We start from the raw sequence: 21,209 nt of genomic DNA, 5'->3' as shown, positions 1-21,209 counted from the left end.
GCGAGCGTCCGCGGGGAGGGGCCGCTCAGTGGCTCAGAGCCCGTCCCGCGAGGTCAGCACGCGCGGACCGCTCTCCGTGATCGCCACCGTGTGCTCCACGTGCGCCGCCCGCGAGCCGTCGTTCGTGCGCAGGGTCCAGCCGTCGGGAGCCGCGTGGTAGTCGTCCCGGCCACCGGCGAGCAGCATGGGCTCGATGGCGATGACCATGCCGTGCCGCAGCGGGAGCCCGCGCCCCGGGCGGCCCTCGTTGGGCACCCCCGGGTCCTCGTGCATGTGGCGGCCGATGCCGTGGCCGCCGAAGTCCTCCATGATCCCGTAGCCCGCCGACCGGCACACCGTGCCGACGGCGTGCGCGATGTCGCCGATGCGGCTGCCGACGACGGCCGCCCCGATGCCCGCCGCGAGGGCCCGCTCCGCGGTCCCGATCAGCGCCAGGTCGGCCGCGCGCGGGGTGCCCACGACGAAGCTCAGCGCCGAGTCCCCGGCCCAGCCGTCCAGGAGCGCGCCGCAGTCGACGGAGAGCAGGTCCCCGTCGCGCAGTCGGTAGCCGTCCGGGATGCCGTGCACGATCGCGTCGTTCACCGACGCGCAGATGACGCCCGGGAAGGGCGTCGGCGCGAAGGAGGGCCGGTAGCCGAGGAACGGCGAGCCCGCGCCCGCCTCCCGCAGCACCTCGTGCGCCACCGCGTCCAGCTCCAGCAGCGAGACGCCCACGTCCGCGGCCTGCCGTACGGCGGTCAGGGCCCGCGCGACGACCTGTCCGGCCGCGTGCATGGCGTCGATCGATGAGTCCGTCTTCAGTTCCACCATGCCAATTACTATACCGGTATTTTAATTGGGTCCCGTTCTCGGGTGCGGTATTAGAATGACGCCATGGTGCGCACACCCCTGACCCCCGAAGAGCGTGAGCGCGGCGAGCAGCTCGGCCGCCTGCTCCGCGCGGCCCGCGGCGAGCGGAGCATGACGGCGGTCGCCGCCGAGGCCGGCATCTCCGCCGAGACCCTGCGCAAGATCGAGACCGGCCGGGTGCCCACCCCGGCGTTCTTCACGGTGGCCGCGCTGGCCGGCGCGCTGGGGCTGTCCATGGACGAGCTGGTGGGCAGGTGCGCGCCCGTGCCGGCCTGAGGCACCCGCACTCACCCACAGGAGTGCGAAACGCGATCGACACCGCGCCTGGACGACGATGGTCTTGGCAAGCCCGTCCGGCCAGGCTTACGTTCGTCCCTCTACGGCCTGCTCTACGGGCGTAGAGGCTCTGACGTCGTGTCGAAGGAGCAGCTCATGGCCAACGTCGTACGTGCCGCTCTCGTCCAGGCCACCTGGACCGGCGACACCGAGTCCATGGTGGCGAAACACGAGGAGCACGCCCGCGAGGCCGCCCGGCGGGGTGCCGGGGTCATCGGGTTCCAGGAAGTCTTCAACGCGCCCTACTTCTGCCAGGTCCAGGACCCCCAGCACTACCGCTGGGCCGAACCGGTGCCCGACGGCCCCACCGTCCGCCGCATGCAGGCCCTCGCCCGCGAGACCGGCATGGTGGTCGTCGTCCCCGTCTTCGAGGTCGAGCAGTCCGGCTTCTACTACAACACCGCGGCCGTGATCGACGCCGACGGCACCGTCCTCGGCACCTACCGCAAGCATCACATCCCGCAGGTCAAGGGCTTCTGGGAGAAGTTCTACTTCCGTCCCGGCAATCTCGGCTGGCCGGTCTTCGACACCGCCGTCGGCAAGGTCGGCGTCTACATCTGCTACGACCGGCACTTCCCCGAGGGCTGGCGCCAGCTCGGTCTCGGCGGCGCCCAGCTCGTCTACAACCCGTCCGCCACCCACCGCGGCCTCTCCGCCCACCTCTGGCAGCTCGAACAGCCCGCCGCGGCCGTCGCCAACGAGTACTTCGTCGCCGCCATCAACCGCGTCGGCGTCGAGGAGTACGGCGACAACGACTTCTACGGCACCTCGTACTTCGTCGACCCGCGGGGGCAGTTCGTCGGCGACGTCGCCGGCGACACCGAGGAGGAACTGGTCGTCCGCGACCTGGACTTCGGCCTCATCGACGAGGTCCGGCAGCAGTGGGCCTTCTACCGCGACCGCCGACCCGACGCCTACGAGGGGCTGGTGCGGCCGTGATCCGCGACCTCTTCGCCCGCCACCGCGCCGTCCTGCCCGACTGGCTTGCCCTCTACTACGAGGACCCGCTGGAGATCACCCACGGCGAGGGCCGGCACGTCTGGGACGCGGCCGGAAACAAGTACCTCGACTTCTTCGGCGGCATCCTCACCACGATGACCGCGCACGCCCTGCCCGAGGTGACCAAGGCCGTCGCCGAGCAGGCCGGGCGGATCGTCCACTCATCGACCCTCTACCTCAACCGTCCGATGGTCGAGCTGGCCGAACGCGTCGCACAGCTCTCCGGCATCCCCGACGCCCGCGTCTTCTTCACCACCTCCGGCACCGAGGCCAACGACACCGCCCTGCTGCTCGCCACCGCCCACCGGCGCAGCAACGCGATCCTGGCGATGCGCAACAGCTACCACGGCCGCTCCTTCAGCGCCGTCGGCATCACCGGCAACCGCGGCTGGTCCCCGACCTCGCTGTCCCCGCTCCAGACCCTCTACGTGCACGGCGGCGTCCGCACCCGCGGGCCCTACGCGGACCTGGACGACCGGGACTTCGTCGACGCCTGCGTCGCCGACCTGAGGGACCTGCTCGGCCACACCCGCGCCCCCGCCGCCCTGATCGCCGAACCCGTCCAGGGCGTCGGCGGTTTCACCTCCCCGCCGGACGGCCTGTACGCCGCCTTCCGGGAGGTGCTGCACGAGCGGGGCATCCTGTGGATCTCCGACGAGGTGCAGACCGGCTGGGGCCGCACCGGCGAGCACTTCTGGGGCTGGCAGGCCCACGGGAGGAACGGACCGCCCGACATCCTCACCTTCGCCAAGGGCATCGGCAACGGCATGTCGATCGGCGGCGTCGTCGCCCGCTCCGAGATCATGAACTGCCTGGACGCCAACAGCATCTCCACCTTCGGCGGCACCCAGGTCACCATGGCGGCCGGTCTCGCCAATCTCAACCACCTCCTGGAGCACGACCTCCAGGGCAACGCCCGGCGCGTCGGCGGGCTGCTCATCGAGCGGCTGCGTGCCGTCGCCGCCCAGGTGCCGCACGTACGGGAGGTGCGCGGGCGCGGCCTGATGATCGGCGTCGAACTGACCCGGCCCGGCACCGACGAGGCCGCACCCGAGGCGGCGTCCACCGTCCTGGAGGAGGCCCGCGCGGGCGGGCTGCTCGTCGGCAAGGGCGGCGGACACGGCACCAGCGTCCTGCGCATCGCCCCGCCGATGTCCCTCACCGTCGCGGAGGCCGAGGAGGGCGCCGCGATCCTCGAACGGGCCCTGCGGAGCATCTGACCGCCGGGTGACGAGCCCAGGAGGGGCCGCCATGACCACGACCACCCCGCAGACCCCGGCCCAGCAGCCCTGGGAGCCCGCCCTGTCGGTCCGTCAGGTCCTCGGCCTCGAACGGGTGCAGGCCGGGCAGCCCGAAGTGGTGGCCGGCGCCCACCGGCTCGACCGTCCCGTGCGCTGGGTGCACGTCGCCGAGGCCGCCGACGTCGGCGTGATGCTCAGCGGCGGCGAGATGGTCCTCACCACCGGCGTGCTGCTCGCCGGTGACGAGGACCGCCAGAGCGAGTACGTCCGCTCCCTTGACCGGGCCGAGGCCGCGGCCGTCGTGCTCGGCCTCGGCCGGGCCTTCCCCACGCCGCCCGACGTGATGCGCAGGGCGGCCGAGCGCTGCGGGCTGCCCATGGTCGTCCTGCACCGGCCCTTCCCCTTCGCCGAACTGACCGAGGAAGTGCAGTCCCGGCTGCTGCGCCGCAAGTTCGCCGCCGTCAGCCTCTCCGAGGCCGTGCGCACCGAACTGACCGGACTCATCACCGCGGGCGCCCCCGTGCAGCGCCTGCTCGACGAGGTGGCCCGGCACGCCGGCTGCCCGGTCGTCGTCACCAACCTCGCCCACCGCGTCCTCGCCACGGCGGGGGAGCGGGCGGCCGTCGACGACGTACTGCGGGACTGGGAGCGCATCGCCCGCCAGGCCGGTGCCGCGTCGGCCGACGGCTGGGTCCGCGCCGAACTGGGCTGCCGCGGGGAGCGCTGGGGACGCCTGGTGCTGTGCGGCTTCCGGGGCGAGCGGGCCGCCGGACGGCTGCTCGCCGACCGCGCGGCCGAGGCCCTCGTCCTGCACCGCATGCTCGCCGGTGACGGCACGCACACCGCCCAGGGCACGGGCGGCACCGGGGGCTCGGGCGGCACCGGCGGCTTCCGGGACTCGTGGGACTCGTGGGAGGAGCAGTCCGCCCGGGTCCTGCTCACCGACCTGGTCACCGGGGCCGTACCGGCGCGGCAACTGCTGCCCCGGGCGCGCGCCGCGGGGCTGCCCGTCAACCGGCGCGTCTTCGTCCCCCTCGTCGTCCGCGAGCGCGACCCGGCCCGGCCGGTCCGGGTGCTGCGGCGCCTCGGCCTGCCCGGCATCGCCGCCCGGCTCGCCGACGACCACGTCGCCGTCCTGCTCAGCCTCGCCCCCGACCAGGACGCCAGGGCGCTCACCGCCCACTTCGCGACCCGGCTGCGTGCGGAACCGGACAACTCCCACGCCGTGGTCGCGGCGGCCGACGCCCGCGCCGACTGGACCGACGTCCCGGCGGGCCTGCGCGAGGCCCAGCACGTCGCCGACGCCGTCGCCGACTCCGCGACCGCGGCCCTCGACCTGCGGCCCGTCGTACGGCTGCGCGACATCCATCTGCGCGGCCTGGTGCGGCTGCTGCGCGACGACCCGCACGTCCAGTCCTTCGCCGAACGCGAGCTGGACGGACTGCTGCGCGGCCCCGACCAGGACCTGCTGCCCGTGCTGCGCACCTACCTCGCCACCGGCCGCAACAAGTCCCGCACCGCCCAGCTCCACCACGTCTCCCGGCCCGCGCTCTACCGCCGCCTGGAAGCCATACAGGGGCGGCTCGGCGTCGACCTCGACGACTTCGAGCAGGCGGCCTCCGTACACATCGCGCTCCTCGCCCACGACGCACAACAAGGGTGACACCGTGCAATGCCCGACCCCCGCAGACGTGACACCGTGCCACTCATTTCGGCCACCCGCCGTCCCTAGGCTCACCGCACACCTAGCGCCACACCGAGCGAACCGAGCGAGTGGAGGCCGAAGATGAGCCGAGTGATCCGTGCCGCGCTCTTCCAGACCGCCTGGACGGGCGACAAGGAATCCATGATCCAGGTCCACGAGCAGGCGGTGCGCGACGCCGCCGCCCAGGGCGCACAGGTCATGTGCTTCCAGGAGCTGTTCTACGGACCGTACTTCTGCCAGGTCCAGGACCCCGAGTTCTACGCCTACGCCGAGCGCATCCCGGACGGCCCGATCGTCGAGCGCTTCCAGCGCCTCGCCCGCGAGCACGGCATCGTCCTGGTGCTCCCCATGTACGAGGAGGAGCAGCCCGGCGTCCTCTACAACACCGCCGCCGTCGTCGACGCCGATGGCTCCTACCTCGGCAAGTACCGCAAGACGCACATCCCCCAGGTGCGCGGGTTCTGGGAGAAGTTCTACTTCCGCCCGGGCAACTCCGGATGGCCGGTCTTCGACACCGCCGTCGGCAAGGTCGGCGTGTACATCTGCTACGACCGGCACTTCCCGGAGGGCTGGCGGGCGCTGGGCCTCGAAGGCGCCGAGGTCGTCTTCAACCCGTCGGCCACCTCCCGCGGCCTGTCCGGCTACCTGTGGCAGCTGGAGCAGCCGGCCGCCGCCGTGGCCAACGAGTACTTCGTCGGCGCCATCAACCGCGTCGGCGTCGAGGAGCTGGGCGACAACGACTTCTACGGCACCTCCTACTTCGTCGACCCCGAGGCGCAGTTCGTCGGCGAGGTGGCGAGCGACAAGGAGACCGAACTCGTCGTCCGCGACCTCGACATGGGCAAGCTGCGCGAGGTCCGCGACCGCTGGCAGTTCTACCGCGACCGCGCGCCGGGCGCCTACTCCCCGCTGACCGCGCCCTGACCTTCCCGGGGCCCCTGACAGGAGGGAACAGCAGCATGAGCAGCCGTACCGTCATCCGCGGTGGCCTCGTCGTCACCGCGTCCGACGAGATCCACGCCGACGTCCTGATCGAGGACGGCCGCGTCGCCGCGCTCGCCGCGACCGGCACCCCGGCGGCCGAGGCGTTCACGGCCGAGCGCGTGATCGACGCGAGCGGCAAGTACGTCATCCCGGGCGGCGTCGACGGGCACACCCACATGGAGATGCCCTTCGGCGGCACCTACGCCGCCGACACCTTCGAGACCGGCACCCGCGCCGCCGCCTGGGGCGGCACCACCACCATCGTGGACTTCGCCATCCAGAGCGTCGGCCACTCCCTGCGCGAGGGCCTGGACGCCTGGCACGCCAAGGCCGAGGGCAACTGCGCCGTCGACTACGGCTTCCACATGATCGTCTCCGACGTGAACCAGGAGACGCTCAAGGAGATGGACCTGCTGGTGGAGGAGGGCGTGACCTCCTTCAAGCAGTTCATGGCCTACCCCGGCGTCTTCTACTCCGACGACGGCCAGATCCTGCGTGCCATGCAGCGCGCCGCCGACAACGGCGGCCTGATCATGATGCACGCCGAGAACGGCATCGCCATCGACGTCCTCGTCGAGCAGGCCCTCGCCCGCGGCGAGACCGACCCCCGCTTCCACGGCGAGGTCCGCAAGGCCCTCCTGGAGGCCGAGGCCACCCACCGCGCCATCCGGCTCGCCCAGGTCGCCGGCGCACCCCTGTACGTCGTCCACGTCTCGGCGACCGAGGCGGTGGCGGAGCTGACCCGGGCCCGCGACGAGGGCCTGCCCGTCTTCGGCGAGACCTGCCCCCAGTACCTGTTCCTGTCCACGGACAACCTCGCCGAGTCCGATTTCGAGGGCGCCAAGTACGTGTGCAGCACGCCGCTCAGGCCGAACGAGCACCAGGCGGCCCTGTGGCGGGGCCTGCGCACCAACGACCTCCAGGTGGTCTCCACCGACCACTGCCCCTTCTGCTTCAGCGGGCAGAAGGAACTGGGCCGGGGCGACTTCTCCAAGATCCCCAACGGCATGCCGGGCGTCGAGAACCGCATGGACCTGCTCCACCAGGCAGTCGTCGACGGGCACATCAGCCGCCGCCGCTGGATCGAGATCGCCTGCGCCACCCCGGCCCGCATGTTCGGCCTCTACCCGAAGAAGGGCACCATCGCGCCCGGCGCCGACGCCGACATCGTCGTCTACGACCCGGACGCCGAGCAGGTCCTGTCCGCCGAGACCCACCACATGAACGTCGACTACTCGGCCTACGAGGGCAAGCGGATCACCGGCCGCGTGGAGACCGTGCTCTCGCGCGGCGAACCGGTCGTCACCGAGCGGGAGTACACCGGACGCAAGGGCCACGGCGTCTACACCCCGCGCGCCACCTGTCAGTACCTGAACTAGGAGTGGTGCCCATGGACTTCGGACTCGTCCTGCAGACCGACCCGCCGGCCTCCCGCGTCGTGGACCTCATGAAACGGGCCGAGCACAACGGCTTCAGCCACGGCTGGACCTTCGACTCCGCCGTGCTGTGGCAGGAACCCTTCGTGATCTACAGCCAGGTCCTGGCCAACACCGGCACGCTGAAGATCGGCCCGATGGTCACCAACCCGGGCACCCGCACCTGGGAGGTGACCGCCTCCACCTTCGCCACCCTCAACGACATGTTCGGCAACCGCACCGTCTGCGGCATCGGCCGCGGCGACTCCGCGATGCGGGTGGCCGGACGCAAGCCCAACACACTCGCCCGCATAAGCGAGGCCATCAAGGTCATCCGGGCGCTGGGCAGGGGAGAGGAGGCCGACCTCGGCGGCGGCACCGTCGTCAGGTTCCCCTGGATCAGGCCCGGCGCCGAAGTCCCCGTGTGGATGGCCGCCTACGGCCCCAAGGCCCTGAAGATGACCGGCGAGGAGGCCGACGGCTTCATCCTCCAGCTCGCCGACCTCTACCTGACCGAGTACATGGTCAAGGCCGTCCGGGACGCCGCCGAGGCCGCCGGACGCGACCCGGCCGAAGTGACGGTCTGCGTCGCCGCCCCCGCCTACGTCACCGCCGACGACTCGCCCGGGGCCCTCGCCCACGCCCGCGAGCAGTGCCGCTGGTTCGGCGGCATGGTCGGCAACCACGTCGCCGACCTGGTCGCCAAGTACGGCGCCCACACCGGTGCCGTACCCGACGAACTCACCGACTACATCAAGGCCCGCGAGGGCTACGACTACGCCCACCACGGGCGCAGCGGCAACCCGGACACGCAGTTCGTGCCGGACGAGATCGTCGACCGGTTCTGCCTGATCGGACCGGTCGAGAAGCACATCGAGAAGCTGACCGCCCTGCGCGCCCTCGGCGTCGACCAGTTCGCGCTGTACGACATGCACGACGCACAGGAAGCCGTGATCGACACCTACGGCACGAAGGTCATCCCGGCCGTCAACGCCTGACCCGGCTCCCCCTCCCCCCGGGTGCGCCCGGGGGGAGGGGCCCAGGGCGCACCCGCGCACCCCCCTCGGCACCGCCCGCACGGCCTCTCCCGTCCCACCGCATGATTGGCCTGCCCATGACCGACACCGCGCCCACGGCCATACCGCCGTCCGCCCAAGTCACCCTCCCCGACGGGCGCGTGGAGCTCGCCCCGGGCTCCACGCCGCCGAGCGGTCCCTACGCCAACGAGGACCTGCTGCCCGTCCCCGTCGAGCGGCGCACCTGGACCACCTACAACTTCTCCGCGCTGTGGGTCGGCATGGCCCACAACACGGCCTCCTGGACCCTCGCCTCCGGTCTCATCGCGGTCGGCATGGACTGGAAGCAGGCGGTGTTCACCATCGCCCTGGCCAACCTGATCGTGCTCGCGCCCATGCTGCTCACCGGCCACGCCGGACCCAAGTACGGCATCCCCTTCCCGGTGTTCGCCCGCGCCTCCTTCGGCGTCCGCGGCGCCAACCTGCCCGCCGTCGTACGGGCGTTGGTGGCCTGCGGCTGGTTCGGCATCCAGACCTGGATCGGCGGCGAGGCGATCTACTTCCTGGCCGGCAAACTGATCGGCGAGGGCTGGACCGGCGCCGCGACGGTCGGCGGCTACGCCTGGACCATGTGGCTGTCCTTCGCGATCTTCTGGGCGATCCAGGTCGCCATCATCTACCGCGGCATGGAGACCATCCGCCGCTTCGAGAACTGGGCCGCGCCCTTCGTCCTCGTCGGCGCCTTCGTGATGCTGTGGTGGATGGCCGACAAGGCGGGAGGCCTCGGCCCGCTCTTCGACCAGCCGTCGAAGCTCGGCTGGGGCGGCGACTTCTGGAAACTGTTCTGGCCCTCGCTGATGGGCATGATCGGCTTCTGGTCCACGCTGTCACTCAACATCCCCGACTTCACCCGCTACGGGAAGAGCCAGAAGGCCCAGACCCGCGGCCAGGCACTCGGCCTGCCGACGACGATGACGCTGTTCGCCTTCCTCTCCGTGATGGTCACCTCCGGCTCCCAGGCGGTCTACGGCGAACCGATCTGGGACCCCGTACAACTCGCCGCGAAGACGGACAACGTGGCGGGCCTGCTCTTCGCCCTGGTCACCGTCCTGGTGGCGACCCTGTCCGTGAACATCGCCGCCAACCTGGTCTCACCGGCCTTCGACTTCTCCAACGTCGCACCGCGCAAGGTGAGTTTCCGGGCGGGCGCGCTCGTCACCAGTGTCCTGGCGGTCCTCATCTTCCCCTGGAAGCTGTACTCCGACCCGCAGGGCTACATCTTCACCTGGCTCGGCCTGGTCGGCGGACTGCTCGGCACGGTGGCCGGCATCCTCATCGCCGACTACTGGGTCCTGCGCCGCGCCCGCCTGCATCTGGCCGACCTGTACCGCAGGGGCGGCCGCTACTGGTACGAGGGCGGCTGGAACTGGCGCGCGGTGCTCGCCTTCCTCGTCGGCGGCGTCCTGGCCATCGGCGGCGCCGACTTCCACCCCCTGGTCGACGGCCGCCCCGTACCCTTCCTCGAACCGCTGGCCGACTACGGCTGGGCGGTGGGCCTGGGCACGTCCCTGATCCTCTACCTGGGGCTGATGCTGCTGCCCGCCACCCGTCCGAGGGCCGCCGCGGCCGGGCCCGCTGTCCGGCCCTAGCCGTCCTGCAAGGCGGCCACGGCCTCCTTGGCCGCCTTGATGGCGCCCTTGTTGATCTCGCTCGTGCTGGGGGCCTTCTTCGACTCGAAGTCGCTGCCGTTGTACGTGATCACCACCAGGGCGTTGGACGCGCGGACGAGCACGGTGCCCTCGCGGGTCTCCTGCTTGTCCTCGGTGGTGAGGTTCACGACGGAGTAGGCGCCGTCGCCGAGTCCGGGGACCTCACCGCCGCCGCTGCGGTCGGCGACCCGCTCCTTGTACGACTTCTGCGCGGCCTCGTCCGTCTGCATCACCTCGAAGGAGACGTCGAGCCAGCGGTAGTCGTATCCCTTGAGCGCGTTCCAGGAACAGGTACGGCGCACCTTGGTGTCCGTGGACGGTATCTCCTTGCCGGCCGCCTTCGCGCCCGGCACCAGAGAGGTGACCGTCTTCCCCGCCAGGGCCCCGCACGGCGCCGGCGCGTTGGCGTACGTCTTCGTCGCCGCCTCGGTCGCCGGGGCGGAGGCCGATCTGCCGGTGGTGTCGGGCGAGGGCGTCCTGTCCTTCGCGGCCGGTGAGGTGTCCGGCCCGGACGACAGCGCCCAGCCCGCCGTGGCGAGCACGGCGACCGGTGCCAGACGGGCGGTCAGGGCGAGCGGCAGAGGAAGAGAACGCACGGCGCACTTCTCGTGGGGGACGGTGCGGAGGGTGCCCGCACTGCGGACGGGACGCCAGTGTCACACGAGTCCCCGTGGTGCGGAAGGGCGAACTCGGTGCGTGGCCGTGCGGTGACGCAGACGTACGGGCGCGTCGGGTCCGTACGGCCGTCACCAGCCACACGCCGGCCCGCGTCCGTACCCCGGTCCGGATGGCGTGGGGGAGCAGCGCCGCCTCCCGTCCGGCGAGCCGCCCGGCGGGCAAGGGGCGGCCCGGGAAGCGCGGCAGCAGGAAGCCGACGGCGTCCATATCAGCCGCGCGATGACCAAGCTCGGCGCCCGGGACCGGGCCCAACTCGTCGTGTTCGCCTACGAGTCGGGACTGGTCACGGTGCGGGAGAGGACCTAGGCGTCCTCAGGGCACCCGCGCGGTCCACTCGTGGGAGGAGAACTTCGTGCGGGCCAGCTCCCGCGCCCGGGCCAGTTCCTCGTCCGTCACCTTGCCCTGGGTCAGCCCGTACCGGCCGCCGAAGGAGGAGATCATCCGCTCGATCACGGCCTCGCGTGCGAGGCCGGTCTGCCGGCGCAGGGGGTCCACCCGCTTCTTCGCGGACTTCGTGCCCTTGTCGGACATCTTCTCCCGCCCGATCCGCAGCACCTGGAGCATCTTGTCCGCGTCGATGTCGTACGACATGGTCACGTGGTGCAGCACGGCGCCGGGGCCGCCTCCGGGGCCCACGACGCGCTTCTGCGCGGCGCCCGCGATCTTGCCCTGGTCGGTGGCGATGTCGTTCAGCGGCTGGTACCAGGCGCGGATGCCCATCTCACCGAGTGCGCCGAGCACCCAGTCGTCGAGGTAGGCGTAGCTGTCCTGGAAGGAGAGGCCCTGCACCAGCGCCTCCGGCACGGACAGGGAGTAGGTGATCGTGTTGCCGGGCTCCACGAACATCGCGCCGCCGCCGGAGATCCGGCGCACCACCTCGATGCCGTGCCGGGCGGCGCCCTCGGGGTCCACCTCGTTGCGCAGCGACTGGAAACTGCCGATGATCACCGCAGGGGAGCCCCACTCCCAGACACGCAGTGTCGGTGGGCGCCGGCCCGCGGCGACCTCCGCGGTCAGCACCTCGTCCAGGGCCATGTGCAGGGCGGGGGCCTCGGGACCCTCGTGGATCAGCTGCCAGTCGTAGTCCGTCCAGTCCGTGGCGTGCGCCAGGGCGCGGCGCACCGCGATGCCGACACCCTCCGAGGTCAGCCCGTACATGACGGTGCCCTCGGGCACGGCCGCGTCGATCCGCGCGGCGAGTCCCGTCGCGTCGGTGTCCGCCGGAGCGCCCTCCAGCGCGCGGTTCACGGCGTCCAGCGCCTCGTCCGGTTCCAGGAAGAAGTCGCCCGCCACTCGTACGTGCCGCAGCACGCCGTCGTCGGACTCCACGTCCACGACGACCAGTTTGCCGCCGGGGATCTTGTATTCACCGTGCACCGTTCCGCCTCCGTTCCGCATCCGGAGACAACAGTGCGCCCGGACGGTGTGTTCCCGCCTCCTGCCGCGACGCCCCGCGCGGGTCCGGGCGGTCACGCGACCCGCTCGGCCACCCGGTCGCCGACGGGCACGGTCAGCCGCACCTCGGTGCCGCCCCCGCGCGCCCGGCCGACGACGAGATCGGCGCCGATCAGCAGGGCGCGCTCGCGCATGCCGCGGATCCCGGCCCCCTCCGCGGTGCCGCCGGAGCCGTCGAAGCCCCGGCCGTCGTCCCGCACCCGGAGCCGGACGGCGGCGTCCCCCGCCCGCTCCAGGGTGAGCACCACCAGGCGGGCCCCCGCGTGCCGGGCCGCGTTGGTCAGGCCCTCCTGGGCGACCCGGTAGAGGACCAGGTCGGCGTTGTCGCCGAGGTCGGGCAGGCCGGAAGCGATCTCGTGGCGCACGGTCAGCGAAGGGCCGGTGAACTCGTCCGACAGCGACCTCAGGGCGCTGCTCAGGCCCAGCTCCTCCAGGACCCCCGGGAGCAGCCGGCGGGCGATGCGGCGGATCTCGTCCAGGCTCGCCCGGGTCGTCTCCTGCACCAGCGAGAGCTGCTCACGCACCTCGTCGGGCGCCTGGTCCGCGACCCGCTTGAGGTCCAGCAGCACGGCGGCGAGCGTCTGCCCCACCTCGTCGTACAGCTCCTGGGCGACCCGGTGGCGTTCCGACTCCTGCGCGCTCAGCGTGCGGGCGGCGCTCAGGGCGCGCTCGGCCTCCAGCCGGTCGAGCATGGTGTTGAAGGTGGTGATCAGCTCGGCGATCTCGCCGTCGCCGTCGACCTTCGGACGGACCCGCGGCCGCAGCAGGTCGGTCGTGGTCATGGCCTGCGCGAGCCGGCGCAGCGGCCCGAGACCGACCCGCAGCAGCAGGACGTTGGCGGTCAGTATCACCACGAGTCCCACCGTGAGGATCGCGGCCTCGGTGAGCAGGACGGGCGTCGACACGGTGACCGGTCCCAGCAGCAGCGCGGTGGCCGCGATCAGCACCACCGCGTTGAACAGGGAGATTCTCCAGAACAAGGGCACGGCAGCAGCGTCGACGACGCGCGGCGCGGGCGTCCATCGGTTCGCACACCCATTTTCGGTCCGCACCGGCACGTCTACAGGTCCCGCCCGCACGTATCTGGGTACTGTCCCCGATTCCCGTGGCCGACCACGGTGGGTGACCGTGTAGCCACTCCTGCCCCGAACGGAATCGACCCCACCCGTCCCGACCCCTGGAGGTGTGCCGGTGAGTCTGACGACGTGGCTGGCCCTGGCGGTGTTCGCCGTCGTCTACGTGCTCATCGCGACGGAGTGGGTGCACCGGGTGGCCGCCGCGCTCGGCGGTGCCGTCGTGATGCTGCTCATCGGGGCGACCGACGCGGAGCACGCGTTCTTCTCCGAACACGCCGGCATCGACTGGAACGTCATCTTCCTGCTGCTCGGCATGATGCTGATCGTCTCCGTGCTGAAACGCACCGGGGTCTTCGAGTTCGTCGCGATCTGGGCCGCGCGCCGGGCCCGCGGCAGACCGTACCGGCTGATGGTCCTGCTGATCGTGGCCACCGGCTTCCTCTCGGCCTGGCTGGACAACGTCACGACCGTCCTGCTGATCGCGCCGGTCACCATCCTGGTCTGCGGGCGCCTCGGACTGCCGGTGATCCCGTTCCTCGTCGCCGAGGTCATGGCCTGCAACATAGGCGGTGCCGCCACACTCATCGGCGACCCGCCCAACATCATGATCGGGTCGCGCGCCGGACTGTCCTTCAACGACTTCCTGATCCACATGACCCCGATCGTCGTCGTGCTGATGATCGCCTTCATCCTGATGAGCCGGCTGATGTTCCGCGACGCGTTCCGCTACGACCCCGAGCGCGCGGCCTCCGTCATGGAACTCGATCCGCGGGAGGCCATCAAGGACACCCGGCTGCTCGTCGTCAGCGGCGTGGTGATCACCGCGGTGATGGTCTGTTTCGTCCTGCACACCGCCCTCCACCTGGAGCCGTCCGTGGTGGCCGTCAGCGGCGGACTGCTGCTGCTCGCCGTCTCCCGGCTCCGTCCCGCCGAGGTGGTCAAGGACGTCGAGTGGGAGACGCTCGCGTTCTTCACCGGGCTGTTCGTCATGGTCGGTGCGATGGTGCGGACCGGCGTCATCGGCGACCTGGGCAGGACGGCGGCCGAAGCGGCCGACGGCAACCTCCTCGGCACGGCCATGGCCCTGGTCTTCGGCTCGGTCGTGCCGTCCGCGGTCGTCGACAACATCCCGTTCGTGGCGTCGGTCAGCCCCATCGTCTCCGAGATCGTCGACTCGTCCGGCGGCACCGCCGAGGCGGGGATGCTCTGGTGGGCCTTCGCCCTCGGTGCCGACCTCGGCGGCAACGCCACGATCATCGCGTCCTCGGCCAACGTCGTGGTCGTCGGCATCGCCGAGCGGGAGGGCCACCACATCTCGTTCTGGCAGTTCAGCCGCTACGGGCTCGTGGTCACAGCCGTCACCGTCACACTCGCGGCCGCATACGTGTGGCTGCGCTACTTCGCCCTGGCCTGAGGGCGGACCGGACCGCCGGCCCCGCCGGTTAGCCTGAGCCGCATGCGTGTCACCAGGGAACTGCCGACGCTCGCCGCCGGTGCGGTGGACGTCTCCTTCGTGATCAAGGGGTACGAGGAGGTCGTCGCCGCCGACACGGCCTGGAACGAGCACTCCCACCCGTGGCACGAACTGCTCTGGAACGCGCACGGCGCGTCCACCGCCGTGGTCGGTTCCCAGGTCTGGTGCATCACACCGACGCTCGGCCTGTGGATGCCCGCGGGGCAGCTGCACTCGGCCTCCGCCGTGGCCGGCACCTCCTACCGGGCCCACTTCTTCCGGCACGGCACGGTCTCCGCGCTGCCCGACGAGCCGGTGGCCGTGGACATCACCCCACTGCTCAAGCTGCTCCTGGACCGGCTCGGGGAGCCGGGCCTGCCGCCGCGCTCAAGGGACGTCACCGAAGCCATGGTGCTCGACGTCCTGCGGCCGTCACCGAGGGCGCTGCTGGTGCAGCTGCCCACGTCCGCGCTGCTGCGGCCGATCGTGGACGCGGTCCGGGCCGACCCGTCCGACCAGCGCACCCTGACCGGCTGGGCCACGGCCCTCGGTTGCAGCGCCCGCACCCTGACCCGCGCCTTCCGTACCGAGACGGGCACGAGCTTCGCCCGCTGGGTCGCCTCGGTACGGGCCCAGCACGCCGTGCACCTGCTGGCGCTCGGGTTCGAGGTGGACGTGGTGGCCGACGCGGTGGGCTACCGCTCGGCGAGCGCCTTCGGGGCGGCCTTCCGGCGGACGACGGGGACCACCCCGGGCCGGTTCCGGGCGCGCTGAGGGCGGGCGCGTGCGGGGGGCGTGCTGTGTCCCGATCGCTACAAGTCCTGTCACGAAGGCTCGATTGCTACCGGTGCGCGGCCTGCCTAGTCTGAGCGGGTGAGTTCAGGTAAGCCTTACCTAACTCATCGGGTCCGGCTCTTCGTGCCCGACTCCCCGTGCCCAACTCCCCCGAAAGTGAACACCGGGTCGATGAGAACACCCCGCCTTCGCGTACTCGCCCTCGCGGCGGCCCTCCTGCTCGGCCTCACCGCGTGCGGTGGCCAGGACGACGACACCAAGTCCGACGGCAGTGCCGCCGGCGCCGACGCCTCCGGGCAGTTCCCCGTGACGATCAAGCACGCGCTCGGCACCACCGTCGTCCCCGACAAGCCGAAGCGCGTCGCCACCGTCAACTGGGCCAACGACGAGGTGCCGCTCGCCCTCGGCGTCGTCCCGGTCGGCATGGCCAAGGCCAACTTCGGCGACGACGACGGGGACGGCGTACTGCCCTGGACCGAGGACCGGCTGAAGGAACTCGGCGCCAAGACCCCGGTGCTGTTCGACGAGACCGACGGGATCGACTTCGAGGCCGTCGCCGACACCCGGCCCGACGTCATCCTCGCCTCGTACTCCGGGCTGACCGCGCAGGACTACGAGACCCTCAGCGAGATCGCCCCCGTGGTCGCCTACCCCGAGGCCGCCTGGGCGACCCCGTGGCGCGACATCATCCGGCTGAACAGCAAGGCCATCGGCCTCGCCGACGAGGGCGACGAGCTGATCGGCGAACTTGAGGGACAGATCACCGAGACCGTCGCCAAGTACCCCCAGATCAAGGGGAAGTCGGCGATGTTCATGACCCACGTGTCCTCCAAGGACGTCAGCGAGGTCGGCTTCTACACCACCCACGACACCCGCACCCAGTTCTTCACCGACCTGGGCATGAAGATCCCGGCCAGCGTCTCCGGGCCGTCGAAGGACACCAAGAAGTTCGTGCTCACCAAGAGCGCCGAGCGCATCGACGACTTCAACGACGTCGACATCGTCACCGGATACGGCGACGACAAGGGCGAACTCCTCAAGGCCCTCAAGAGCGACCCGCTCACCTCGAAGCTCACCGCCGTCAAGCAGGGCTCGATCTACCTGCTGCCCGGCAGCACCCCGCTGGCGACCGCCGCCAACCCCACCCCGCTGTCCATCCCGTACGTCCTCGACGACTACGTGAAGGCGCTCGCCGCGGCCGCGGACAAGGCCGCGTGACCGCCACCGGGACCCTGCGCGCGCCGAACGCCCTCCCCATACGGCGTTCGGCGCGCGTGCGCGTGATCTGGCTCCTCGTCCTCGCGGCGGTCCTGCTCGTCGTCATGACCGCCTCCCTCGCCCTCGGCTCGCGCGACGTCGCCTGGTCCGACGTGTGGGCGGCGCTCGGCGGGGCCGACCACACCCTGGAGGAGGCGGCGGTCGCCAAACGCATACCGCGCACCCTCCTCGCCGTCGTCGTGGGCGCCGCCCTGGGGGTCTCCGGCACCGTCATGCAGGGCGTCACCCGCAACCCGCTCGCCGACCCCGGCATCCTCGGCGTCAACATGGGCGCCTCGCTGGCCGTGGTCACCGCCATCGCCCACTTCCAGCTCGCCTCAGCGGCCGGGTACGTCTGGGTCGCGATGGGCGGGGCGGCCCTGACCGCCGGGTTCGTGTACGCCGTCGGTTCGCTCGGCCGCGGCGGCGCCACCCCGCTGAAACTGGCCCTGGCCGGCGCCGCCATCTCGGCCGCGCTCGCCTCGCTGGTCAGCGCGGTTGTGCTGCCGCGCAACGACATCTCCGACACCTTCCGGCTGTGGCAGATCGGCGGCGTCGGCGGCGCCTCCTACGGGCAACTCGGCAGCGTGGTGCCCTTCCTCGCCGCCGGGTTCGTGCTCTGCCTCGCCAGCGCCCGCGCCCTCAACTCGCTGGCCCTGGGCGACGACCTGGCGGCCGGGCTCGGCGAACGGGTGGCCCTCGTACGGGCCGTCGCGGCGCTCGGCGCGGTCGTGCTGTGCGGCGCGTCCACCGCCGTCGCCGGTCCTATCGCCTTCGTCGGGCTCCTGGTGCCGCACACCTGCCGTCTCCTGGCCGGTGTCGACCACCGCTGGCTGCTGCCACTGTCCGCACTGGGCGGTGCCGTCCTGCTGACCGCCGCGGACGTGGTGGGGCGGGTCGTGGCACGGCCCTCCGAGATCGACGTGGGCATCCTGACCGCGATCCTCGGCGCCCCCTTCTTCATCCACATCGTCCGCCGACAGAAGGTCAGGTCCCTGTGAGCGCCCCCGCCGTCAGCGCCGCCTCCACGCTGCGGACCGTCACCCGCACCCGCGTCCGCGGCGCCCTGCGACGACGGCTCCTCGTCCTGACCCTGCTGGTCCTCGTCGTCGCCGCCCTCGTCACCTCCCTGATGGCCGGGCACACCTTCTACCCGGCCCACGACGTGCTGCGCGTGGTCATGGGGGAGGACGTGCCGGGCGCCTCCTTCACCGTGGGAAGACTGCGGCTGCCGCGCGCGGTGCTCGCGCTGAGCGCCGGACTCAGCTTCGGCATGGCCGGCGTCACCTTCCAGACGATGCTCCGCAACCCGCTCGCCAGCCCCGACATCATCGGCATCAGCGCGGGCGCGAGCACCGCGGCGGCCGTCGCCATCGTCGTCTTCTCGCTGGGCGGTACCGAGGTGTCGGTCGTGGCGATCGCCGCCGCGCTCGGGGTCGCGCTGCTCGTGTACACCCTCGCCTTCCGCGACGGGGTCGCCGGCACCCGGCTCATCCTCATCGGCATCGGCGTCTCCGCCCTGCTCGACAGCGTCACCTCCTACGTCCTGTCGCAGGCCGGCGAATGGGACCTCCAGGAGGCGATGCGCTGGCTCACCGGCAGCCTCAACGGCACCACCTGGGACGAGACCGTGCCCAGTGTCGCGGCGGTGCTCCTGCTCGGCCCGGTGCTGCTGTCCCAGGCCCGCAACCTGAGCGCCCTGAGCCTCGGCGACGACACGGCCTCCGCGCTCGGCGTCCGCGTCGAACGCACCCGCGTCGTCGTGATCGTCGCCGCCGTCGGGCTGATCGCGTTCGCGACGGCCGCCGCGGGACCGATCGCCTTCGTCGCCTTCCTCTCCGGCCCGATCGCCGCCCGGCTGGTCGGCACCGGCAGGTCCCTGCTGGTCCCCGCGGGACTGGTCGGCGCCCTGCTCGTCCTGGTCGCCGACTTCACCGGCCAGTACGCCTTCGACACCCGCTACCCCGTGGGCGTCGTCACCGGCGTCCTCGGCGCGCCGTACCTCGTCTACCTGATCGTCCGCACCAACCGGGCCGGAGGCTCACTGTGACCGCGTCCCACACCCTGTCCACCGAGGGCCTCACCCTCGGCTACGGCGACCGCGTCGTCATCGAGGGCCTCGACCTAGCCCTCGCGGCCGGACGGATCACGGTCATCGTCGGCGCCAACGCCTGCGGCAAGTCCACGCTGCTGCGCTCCATGTCCCGGCTGCTCGCGCCCCGCGCCGGACGCGTCGTGCTCGACGGCAAGGAGGTGCACCGCACCCCGGCCAAGGAACTCGCCCGCACCCTGGGCCTGTTGCCCCAGTCGCCGGTCACCCCCGAGGGCATCACCGTCCTGGACCTGGTCGGCCGGGGCCGCCACCCGCACCAGCGCGCCTTCTCCCGCTGGACGGCGCAGGACGACGCGGCAGTCGCCGCCGCACTGGAGGCCACCCACACCACCGACCTGATGGACCGCGCCGTCGACGAACTCTCCGGCGGCCAGCGCCAACGGGTGTGGATCGCCATGGCGCTGGCCCAGCAGACCGACCTGCTGCTGCTCGACGAACCCACCACGTTCCTCGACATCAGCCACCAGATCGAGGTCCTCGACCTGCTCACCGACCTCAACCGGACCCGCGGCACCACCATCGTCATGGTCCTGCACGACCTCAACCTCGCCGCCCGCTACGCGGACCGGCTCATCGCCCTCGCCTCCGGCGGGCTGCACGCCGCCGGAAATACGGCGGAAGTGATGACCGAGGAGACGGTACGGTCCGTGTACGGCATGGAGAGCCGCGTCATCGAGGACCCGGTCTCCGGCAGGCCCCTCGTCCTGCCCATCGGACGCCACCACACGACGGCCACGGCGACCGTCGCCGGAGACAACGAAGCAAGGCCATGACCCCGAAGCTCACCGCGCTGCTGCCCGACCTCGCGCCCTGGCGCTCCTCCCGCGACTTCCGCCTCCTGTGGGTGCAGGGACTGGTCACCTACCTCGGCAGCGTCATGGCGCTGATCGCGCTGCCGCTCCAGATCAAGGAGCTGACCGGCTCCCCGCTCGCCGTCGGCGTCATGGGCGCCGTCGAACTCGTCCCCCTGGTGGTCTTCGGGCTCTACGGCGGGGCACTCGCCGACGCCGTGGACCGGCGCAGGGTCATCGTGCTCACCGAGGCGGGCCTGGGACTCCTGGCCGCCGTCCTGCTCGTGAACGCGCTGCTGCCCCGGCCCATGCTCTGGCCGCTGTACGTGGTCGCCGGCGGGGTGGCCGCACTCGCCGGACTGCAACGCCCCGCGCTGGACTCGCTGCTGGCCCGGATCGTGCCGCACGACCAACTGGCCGCCGCCGCGGCCCTGAACGCCCTGCGCTGGCAGGCCGGCGCCATCGCCGGACCCGCGCTGGCCGGCCTCGTGGTCGCCTACGCGGGCAACGTCCCCGCGTACGCCACCACCGTGGTCTGCTTCTGCGCCTCGGTCCTGATGTGCCGCCGGCTCTCGCCGGTGCCGCCCGTCGAGCACGCGGCCAAGCCGTCCCTGCGCGGCATCGTCGAGGGTGCCCGGTACGCCTGGTCGAGACCGGTGCTGCTGGGCACCTACGCGATCGACCTGGCGGCGATGCTCTTCGCCTTCCCGAACACCATCTTCCCCTTCCTCGCCGACGAACTGGACGCCGACTGGGCGCTGGGCCTGATGTACTCGGCCGGTGCCGTGGGCTCCCTGCTGATCAGCCTGACCAGCGGCTGGGTGTCCCGGACCCGGCGGCACGGCCTGCTGGTGGTGTTCGGCGCGGCAGGCTGGGGTCTGGCCGTCGCGGCGGCCGGCTGGACCGCGAACGTCTGGCTGGTGCTGGCCTGTCTCGCGCTGGCCGGAGCCGGGGACATGCTCAGCGGCCTGGGCCGCTCCACCATCTGGAACCAGACCATCCCCGACCGGCTGCGCGGCCGGCTCGCCGGCATCGAGGTGCTCTCCTACAGCATCGGACCGCAGCTGGGCCAGGTCCGCGCCGGGGCGATGGCCGGCTGGACCGGCGCCCGCCCGGCGATCTGGACCGGCGGGGTGGCCTGTGTCGCGGCCGTGGGACTGCTCACCGCCGCGCTGCCCGGGCTCGTCGGTTACGACGCCCGAACCGACGAGGACGCCCTGCGCCGCGCCCAGGAGGGCAACGGGCCCCGCGCCGAGGCACCGAGCCCGACGTGAGAACGGCGGACCGCCGCCGTCACGGACGTGTCGTGACGGCGGCGGTCCACTCCGGCCGGTTCC

Annotated in this window: 19 protein-coding genes and 1 pseudogene; 16 read left to right on the top strand and 4 right to left on the bottom strand. The window is 71.9% G+C overall.

The features are described 5' to 3' along the window. Window positions 1-33: 33 nt before the first annotated feature. Window positions 34-810, bottom strand: coding sequence for a type I methionyl aminopeptidase (gene map, locus ACIQFU_RS13775; protein ID WP_402551277.1), 777 nt, complete (start codon window positions 808-810; stop codon window positions 34-36). Window positions 811-873: 63 nt separating this feature from the next. Here map and ACIQFU_RS13770 point away from each other — a divergent pair, with 63 nt between their 5' ends. The 8 genes from ACIQFU_RS13770 (at window position 874) to ACIQFU_RS13735 (ending at window position 10,194) form a co-directional block, all read left to right on the top strand. After that, a complete protein-coding gene (locus ACIQFU_RS13770) occupies window positions 874-1,125 on the top strand; it encodes a helix-turn-helix domain-containing protein (protein ID WP_402551275.1) in 252 nt (83 codons plus the stop codon). A 156-nt stretch (window positions 1,126-1,281) separates the two neighbouring features. Further along, the gene (locus tag ACIQFU_RS13765) at window positions 1,282-2,124 is read left to right on the top strand and encodes a nitrilase-related carbon-nitrogen hydrolase (protein ID WP_402551273.1); all 843 of its coding nucleotides are present in this window, start codon (window positions 1,282-1,284) and stop codon (window positions 2,122-2,124) included. Then, on the top strand, window positions 2,121-3,404 hold the full coding sequence (locus ACIQFU_RS13760) for an aspartate aminotransferase family protein (RefSeq protein WP_402551271.1): 1,284 nt from the start codon (window positions 2,121-2,123) through the stop codon (window positions 3,402-3,404). The genes ACIQFU_RS13765 and ACIQFU_RS13760 overlap by 4 nt, the downstream gene beginning before the upstream one ends. A gap of 31 nt (window positions 3,405-3,435) precedes the next feature. Continuing rightward, the gene (locus tag ACIQFU_RS13755; protein WP_402551270.1) at window positions 3,436-5,088 is read left to right on the top strand and encodes a PucR family transcriptional regulator; all 1,653 of its coding nucleotides are present in this window, start codon (window positions 3,436-3,438) and stop codon (window positions 5,086-5,088) included. Between the two features lie 123 nt (window positions 5,089-5,211). After that, on the top strand, window positions 5,212-6,054 hold the full coding sequence (locus tag ACIQFU_RS13750) for a nitrilase-related carbon-nitrogen hydrolase (protein ID WP_402551268.1): 843 nt from the start codon (window positions 5,212-5,214) through the stop codon (window positions 6,052-6,054). A gap of 35 nt (window positions 6,055-6,089) precedes the next feature. Further along, window positions 6,090-7,493, top strand: a complete 1,404-nt coding sequence (gene hydA, locus ACIQFU_RS13745; RefSeq protein ID WP_402551266.1) for a dihydropyrimidinase — start codon at window positions 6,090-6,092, stop codon at window positions 7,491-7,493. Window positions 7,494-7,504: 11 nt separating this feature from the next. Further along, window positions 7,505-8,527, top strand: a complete 1,023-nt coding sequence (locus ACIQFU_RS13740) for a TIGR03842 family LLM class F420-dependent oxidoreductase (RefSeq protein WP_402551265.1) — start codon at window positions 7,505-7,507, stop codon at window positions 8,525-8,527. 116 nt (window positions 8,528-8,643) lie between these two features. Beyond that, window positions 8,644-10,194: an NCS1 family nucleobase:cation symporter-1 gene (locus tag ACIQFU_RS13735; RefSeq protein WP_402551263.1), complete on the top strand. Its 1,551-nt coding sequence runs from the start codon at window positions 8,644-8,646 to the stop codon at window positions 10,192-10,194. Here ACIQFU_RS13735 and ACIQFU_RS13730 read toward each other — a convergent pair. After that, entirely contained in the window at window positions 10,191-10,850 is a 660-nt protein-coding gene (locus ACIQFU_RS13730; protein WP_402551261.1) for a hypothetical protein, read from the bottom strand. The two genes, ACIQFU_RS13735 and ACIQFU_RS13730, sit on opposite strands and share 4 nt — an antisense overlap. Window positions 10,851-11,136: 286 nt before the next feature. Between ACIQFU_RS13730 and ACIQFU_RS13725 the strand changes: the two are divergent. Further along, window positions 11,137-11,238, top strand: a pseudogene (locus ACIQFU_RS13725) (DNA-binding response regulator); the annotation flags it as partial. A 6-nt stretch (window positions 11,239-11,244) separates the two neighbouring features. Here ACIQFU_RS13725 and ACIQFU_RS13720 read toward each other — a convergent pair. Both ACIQFU_RS13720 and ACIQFU_RS13715 read right to left on the bottom strand, forming a co-directional pair. Continuing rightward, on the bottom strand, window positions 11,245-12,309 hold the full coding sequence (locus ACIQFU_RS13720; RefSeq protein WP_402551259.1) for a biotin/lipoate A/B protein ligase family protein: 1,065 nt from the start codon (window positions 12,307-12,309) through the stop codon (window positions 11,245-11,247). 92 nt (window positions 12,310-12,401) lie between these two features. Next, window positions 12,402-13,373 (bottom strand): HAMP domain-containing sensor histidine kinase, encoded by a 972-nt coding sequence (locus tag ACIQFU_RS13715; RefSeq protein WP_402551257.1) that lies wholly within the window; start codon window positions 13,371-13,373, stop codon window positions 12,402-12,404. Window positions 13,374-13,578: 205 nt separating this feature from the next. On the opposite strand from ACIQFU_RS13715, the gene ACIQFU_RS13710 reads away from it, so the two are divergent. The 7 genes from ACIQFU_RS13710 to ACIQFU_RS13680 all read left to right on the top strand — a co-directional run bounded on the left by ACIQFU_RS13710 (window position 13,579) and on the right by ACIQFU_RS13680 (window position 21,146). Continuing rightward, complete coding sequence (locus tag ACIQFU_RS13710; RefSeq protein WP_402551256.1) at window positions 13,579-14,877, top strand: SLC13 family permease; 1,299 nt, start codon at window positions 13,579-13,581, stop codon at window positions 14,875-14,877. Window positions 14,878-14,919: 42 nt separating this feature from the next. Further along, complete coding sequence (locus ACIQFU_RS13705) at window positions 14,920-15,690, top strand: AraC family transcriptional regulator (protein ID WP_402551254.1); 771 nt, start codon at window positions 14,920-14,922, stop codon at window positions 15,688-15,690. Window positions 15,691-15,882: 192 nt separating this feature from the next. Continuing rightward, entirely contained in the window at window positions 15,883-16,929 is a 1,047-nt protein-coding gene (locus ACIQFU_RS13700; RefSeq protein ID WP_402551252.1) for an iron-siderophore ABC transporter substrate-binding protein, read from the top strand. Continuing rightward, window positions 16,926-17,969 (top strand): FecCD family ABC transporter permease, encoded by a 1,044-nt coding sequence (locus ACIQFU_RS13695; protein ID WP_402551251.1) that lies wholly within the window; start codon window positions 16,926-16,928, stop codon window positions 17,967-17,969. Before ACIQFU_RS13700 ends, ACIQFU_RS13695 begins: the two co-directional genes overlap by 4 nt. Then, window positions 17,966-19,018: a FecCD family ABC transporter permease gene (locus ACIQFU_RS13690; RefSeq protein ID WP_402551250.1), complete on the top strand. Its 1,053-nt coding sequence runs from the start codon at window positions 17,966-17,968 to the stop codon at window positions 19,016-19,018. The genes ACIQFU_RS13695 and ACIQFU_RS13690 overlap by 4 nt, the downstream gene beginning before the upstream one ends. Further along, window positions 19,015-19,854 (top strand): ABC transporter ATP-binding protein, encoded by an 840-nt coding sequence (locus ACIQFU_RS13685; RefSeq protein ID WP_402551248.1) that lies wholly within the window; start codon window positions 19,015-19,017, stop codon window positions 19,852-19,854. Before ACIQFU_RS13690 ends, ACIQFU_RS13685 begins: the two co-directional genes overlap by 4 nt. Continuing rightward, window positions 19,851-21,146 carry an MFS transporter gene (locus ACIQFU_RS13680; RefSeq protein WP_402551247.1) on the top strand — a complete coding sequence of 432 codons (1,296 nt, stop codon included), beginning with the start codon at window positions 19,851-19,853 and terminating at the stop codon, window positions 21,144-21,146. The genes ACIQFU_RS13685 and ACIQFU_RS13680 overlap by 4 nt, the downstream gene beginning before the upstream one ends. Window positions 21,147-21,209 lie beyond the last annotated feature (63 nt).

The sequence above is a fragment of the Streptomyces sp. NPDC093065 genome (assembly GCF_044754585.1).
Classification (GTDB): domain Bacteria; phylum Actinomycetota; class Actinomycetes; order Streptomycetales; family Streptomycetaceae; genus Streptomyces.
This window is presented reverse-complemented; position numbering and strand designations above follow the sequence as displayed.

Coding starts and splice junctions, on each gene's coding strand:
- ACIQFU_RS13750 (WP_402551268.1), top strand. CDS start 5,212: ATGAGCCGAGTGATCCGTGCCGCGCTCTTCCAGACCGCCTGGACGGGC.
- ACIQFU_RS13755 (WP_402551270.1), top strand. CDS start 3,436: ATGACCACGACCACCCCGCAGACCCCGGCCCAGCAGCCCTGGGAGCCC.
- ACIQFU_RS13770 (WP_402551275.1), top strand. CDS start 874: ATGGTGCGCACACCCCTGACCCCCGAAGAGCGTGAGCGCGGCGAGCAG.
- ACIQFU_RS13700 (WP_402551252.1), top strand. CDS start 15,883: ATGAGAACACCCCGCCTTCGCGTACTCGCCCTCGCGGCGGCCCTCCTG.
- ACIQFU_RS13765 (WP_402551273.1), top strand. CDS start 1,282: ATGGCCAACGTCGTACGTGCCGCTCTCGTCCAGGCCACCTGGACCGGC.
- ACIQFU_RS13735 (WP_402551263.1), top strand. CDS start 8,644: ATGACCGACACCGCGCCCACGGCCATACCGCCGTCCGCCCAAGTCACC.
- ACIQFU_RS13740 (WP_402551265.1), top strand. CDS start 7,505: ATGGACTTCGGACTCGTCCTGCAGACCGACCCGCCGGCCTCCCGCGTC.
- ACIQFU_RS13680 (WP_402551247.1), top strand. CDS start 19,851: ATGACCCCGAAGCTCACCGCGCTGCTGCCCGACCTCGCGCCCTGGCGC.
- map (WP_402551277.1), bottom strand. CDS start 810: ATGGTGGAACTGAAGACGGACTCATCGATCGACGCCATGCACGCGGCC.
- ACIQFU_RS13705 (WP_402551254.1), top strand. CDS start 14,920: ATGCGTGTCACCAGGGAACTGCCGACGCTCGCCGCCGGTGCGGTGGAC.
- hydA (WP_402551266.1), top strand. CDS start 6,090: ATGAGCAGCCGTACCGTCATCCGCGGTGGCCTCGTCGTCACCGCGTCC.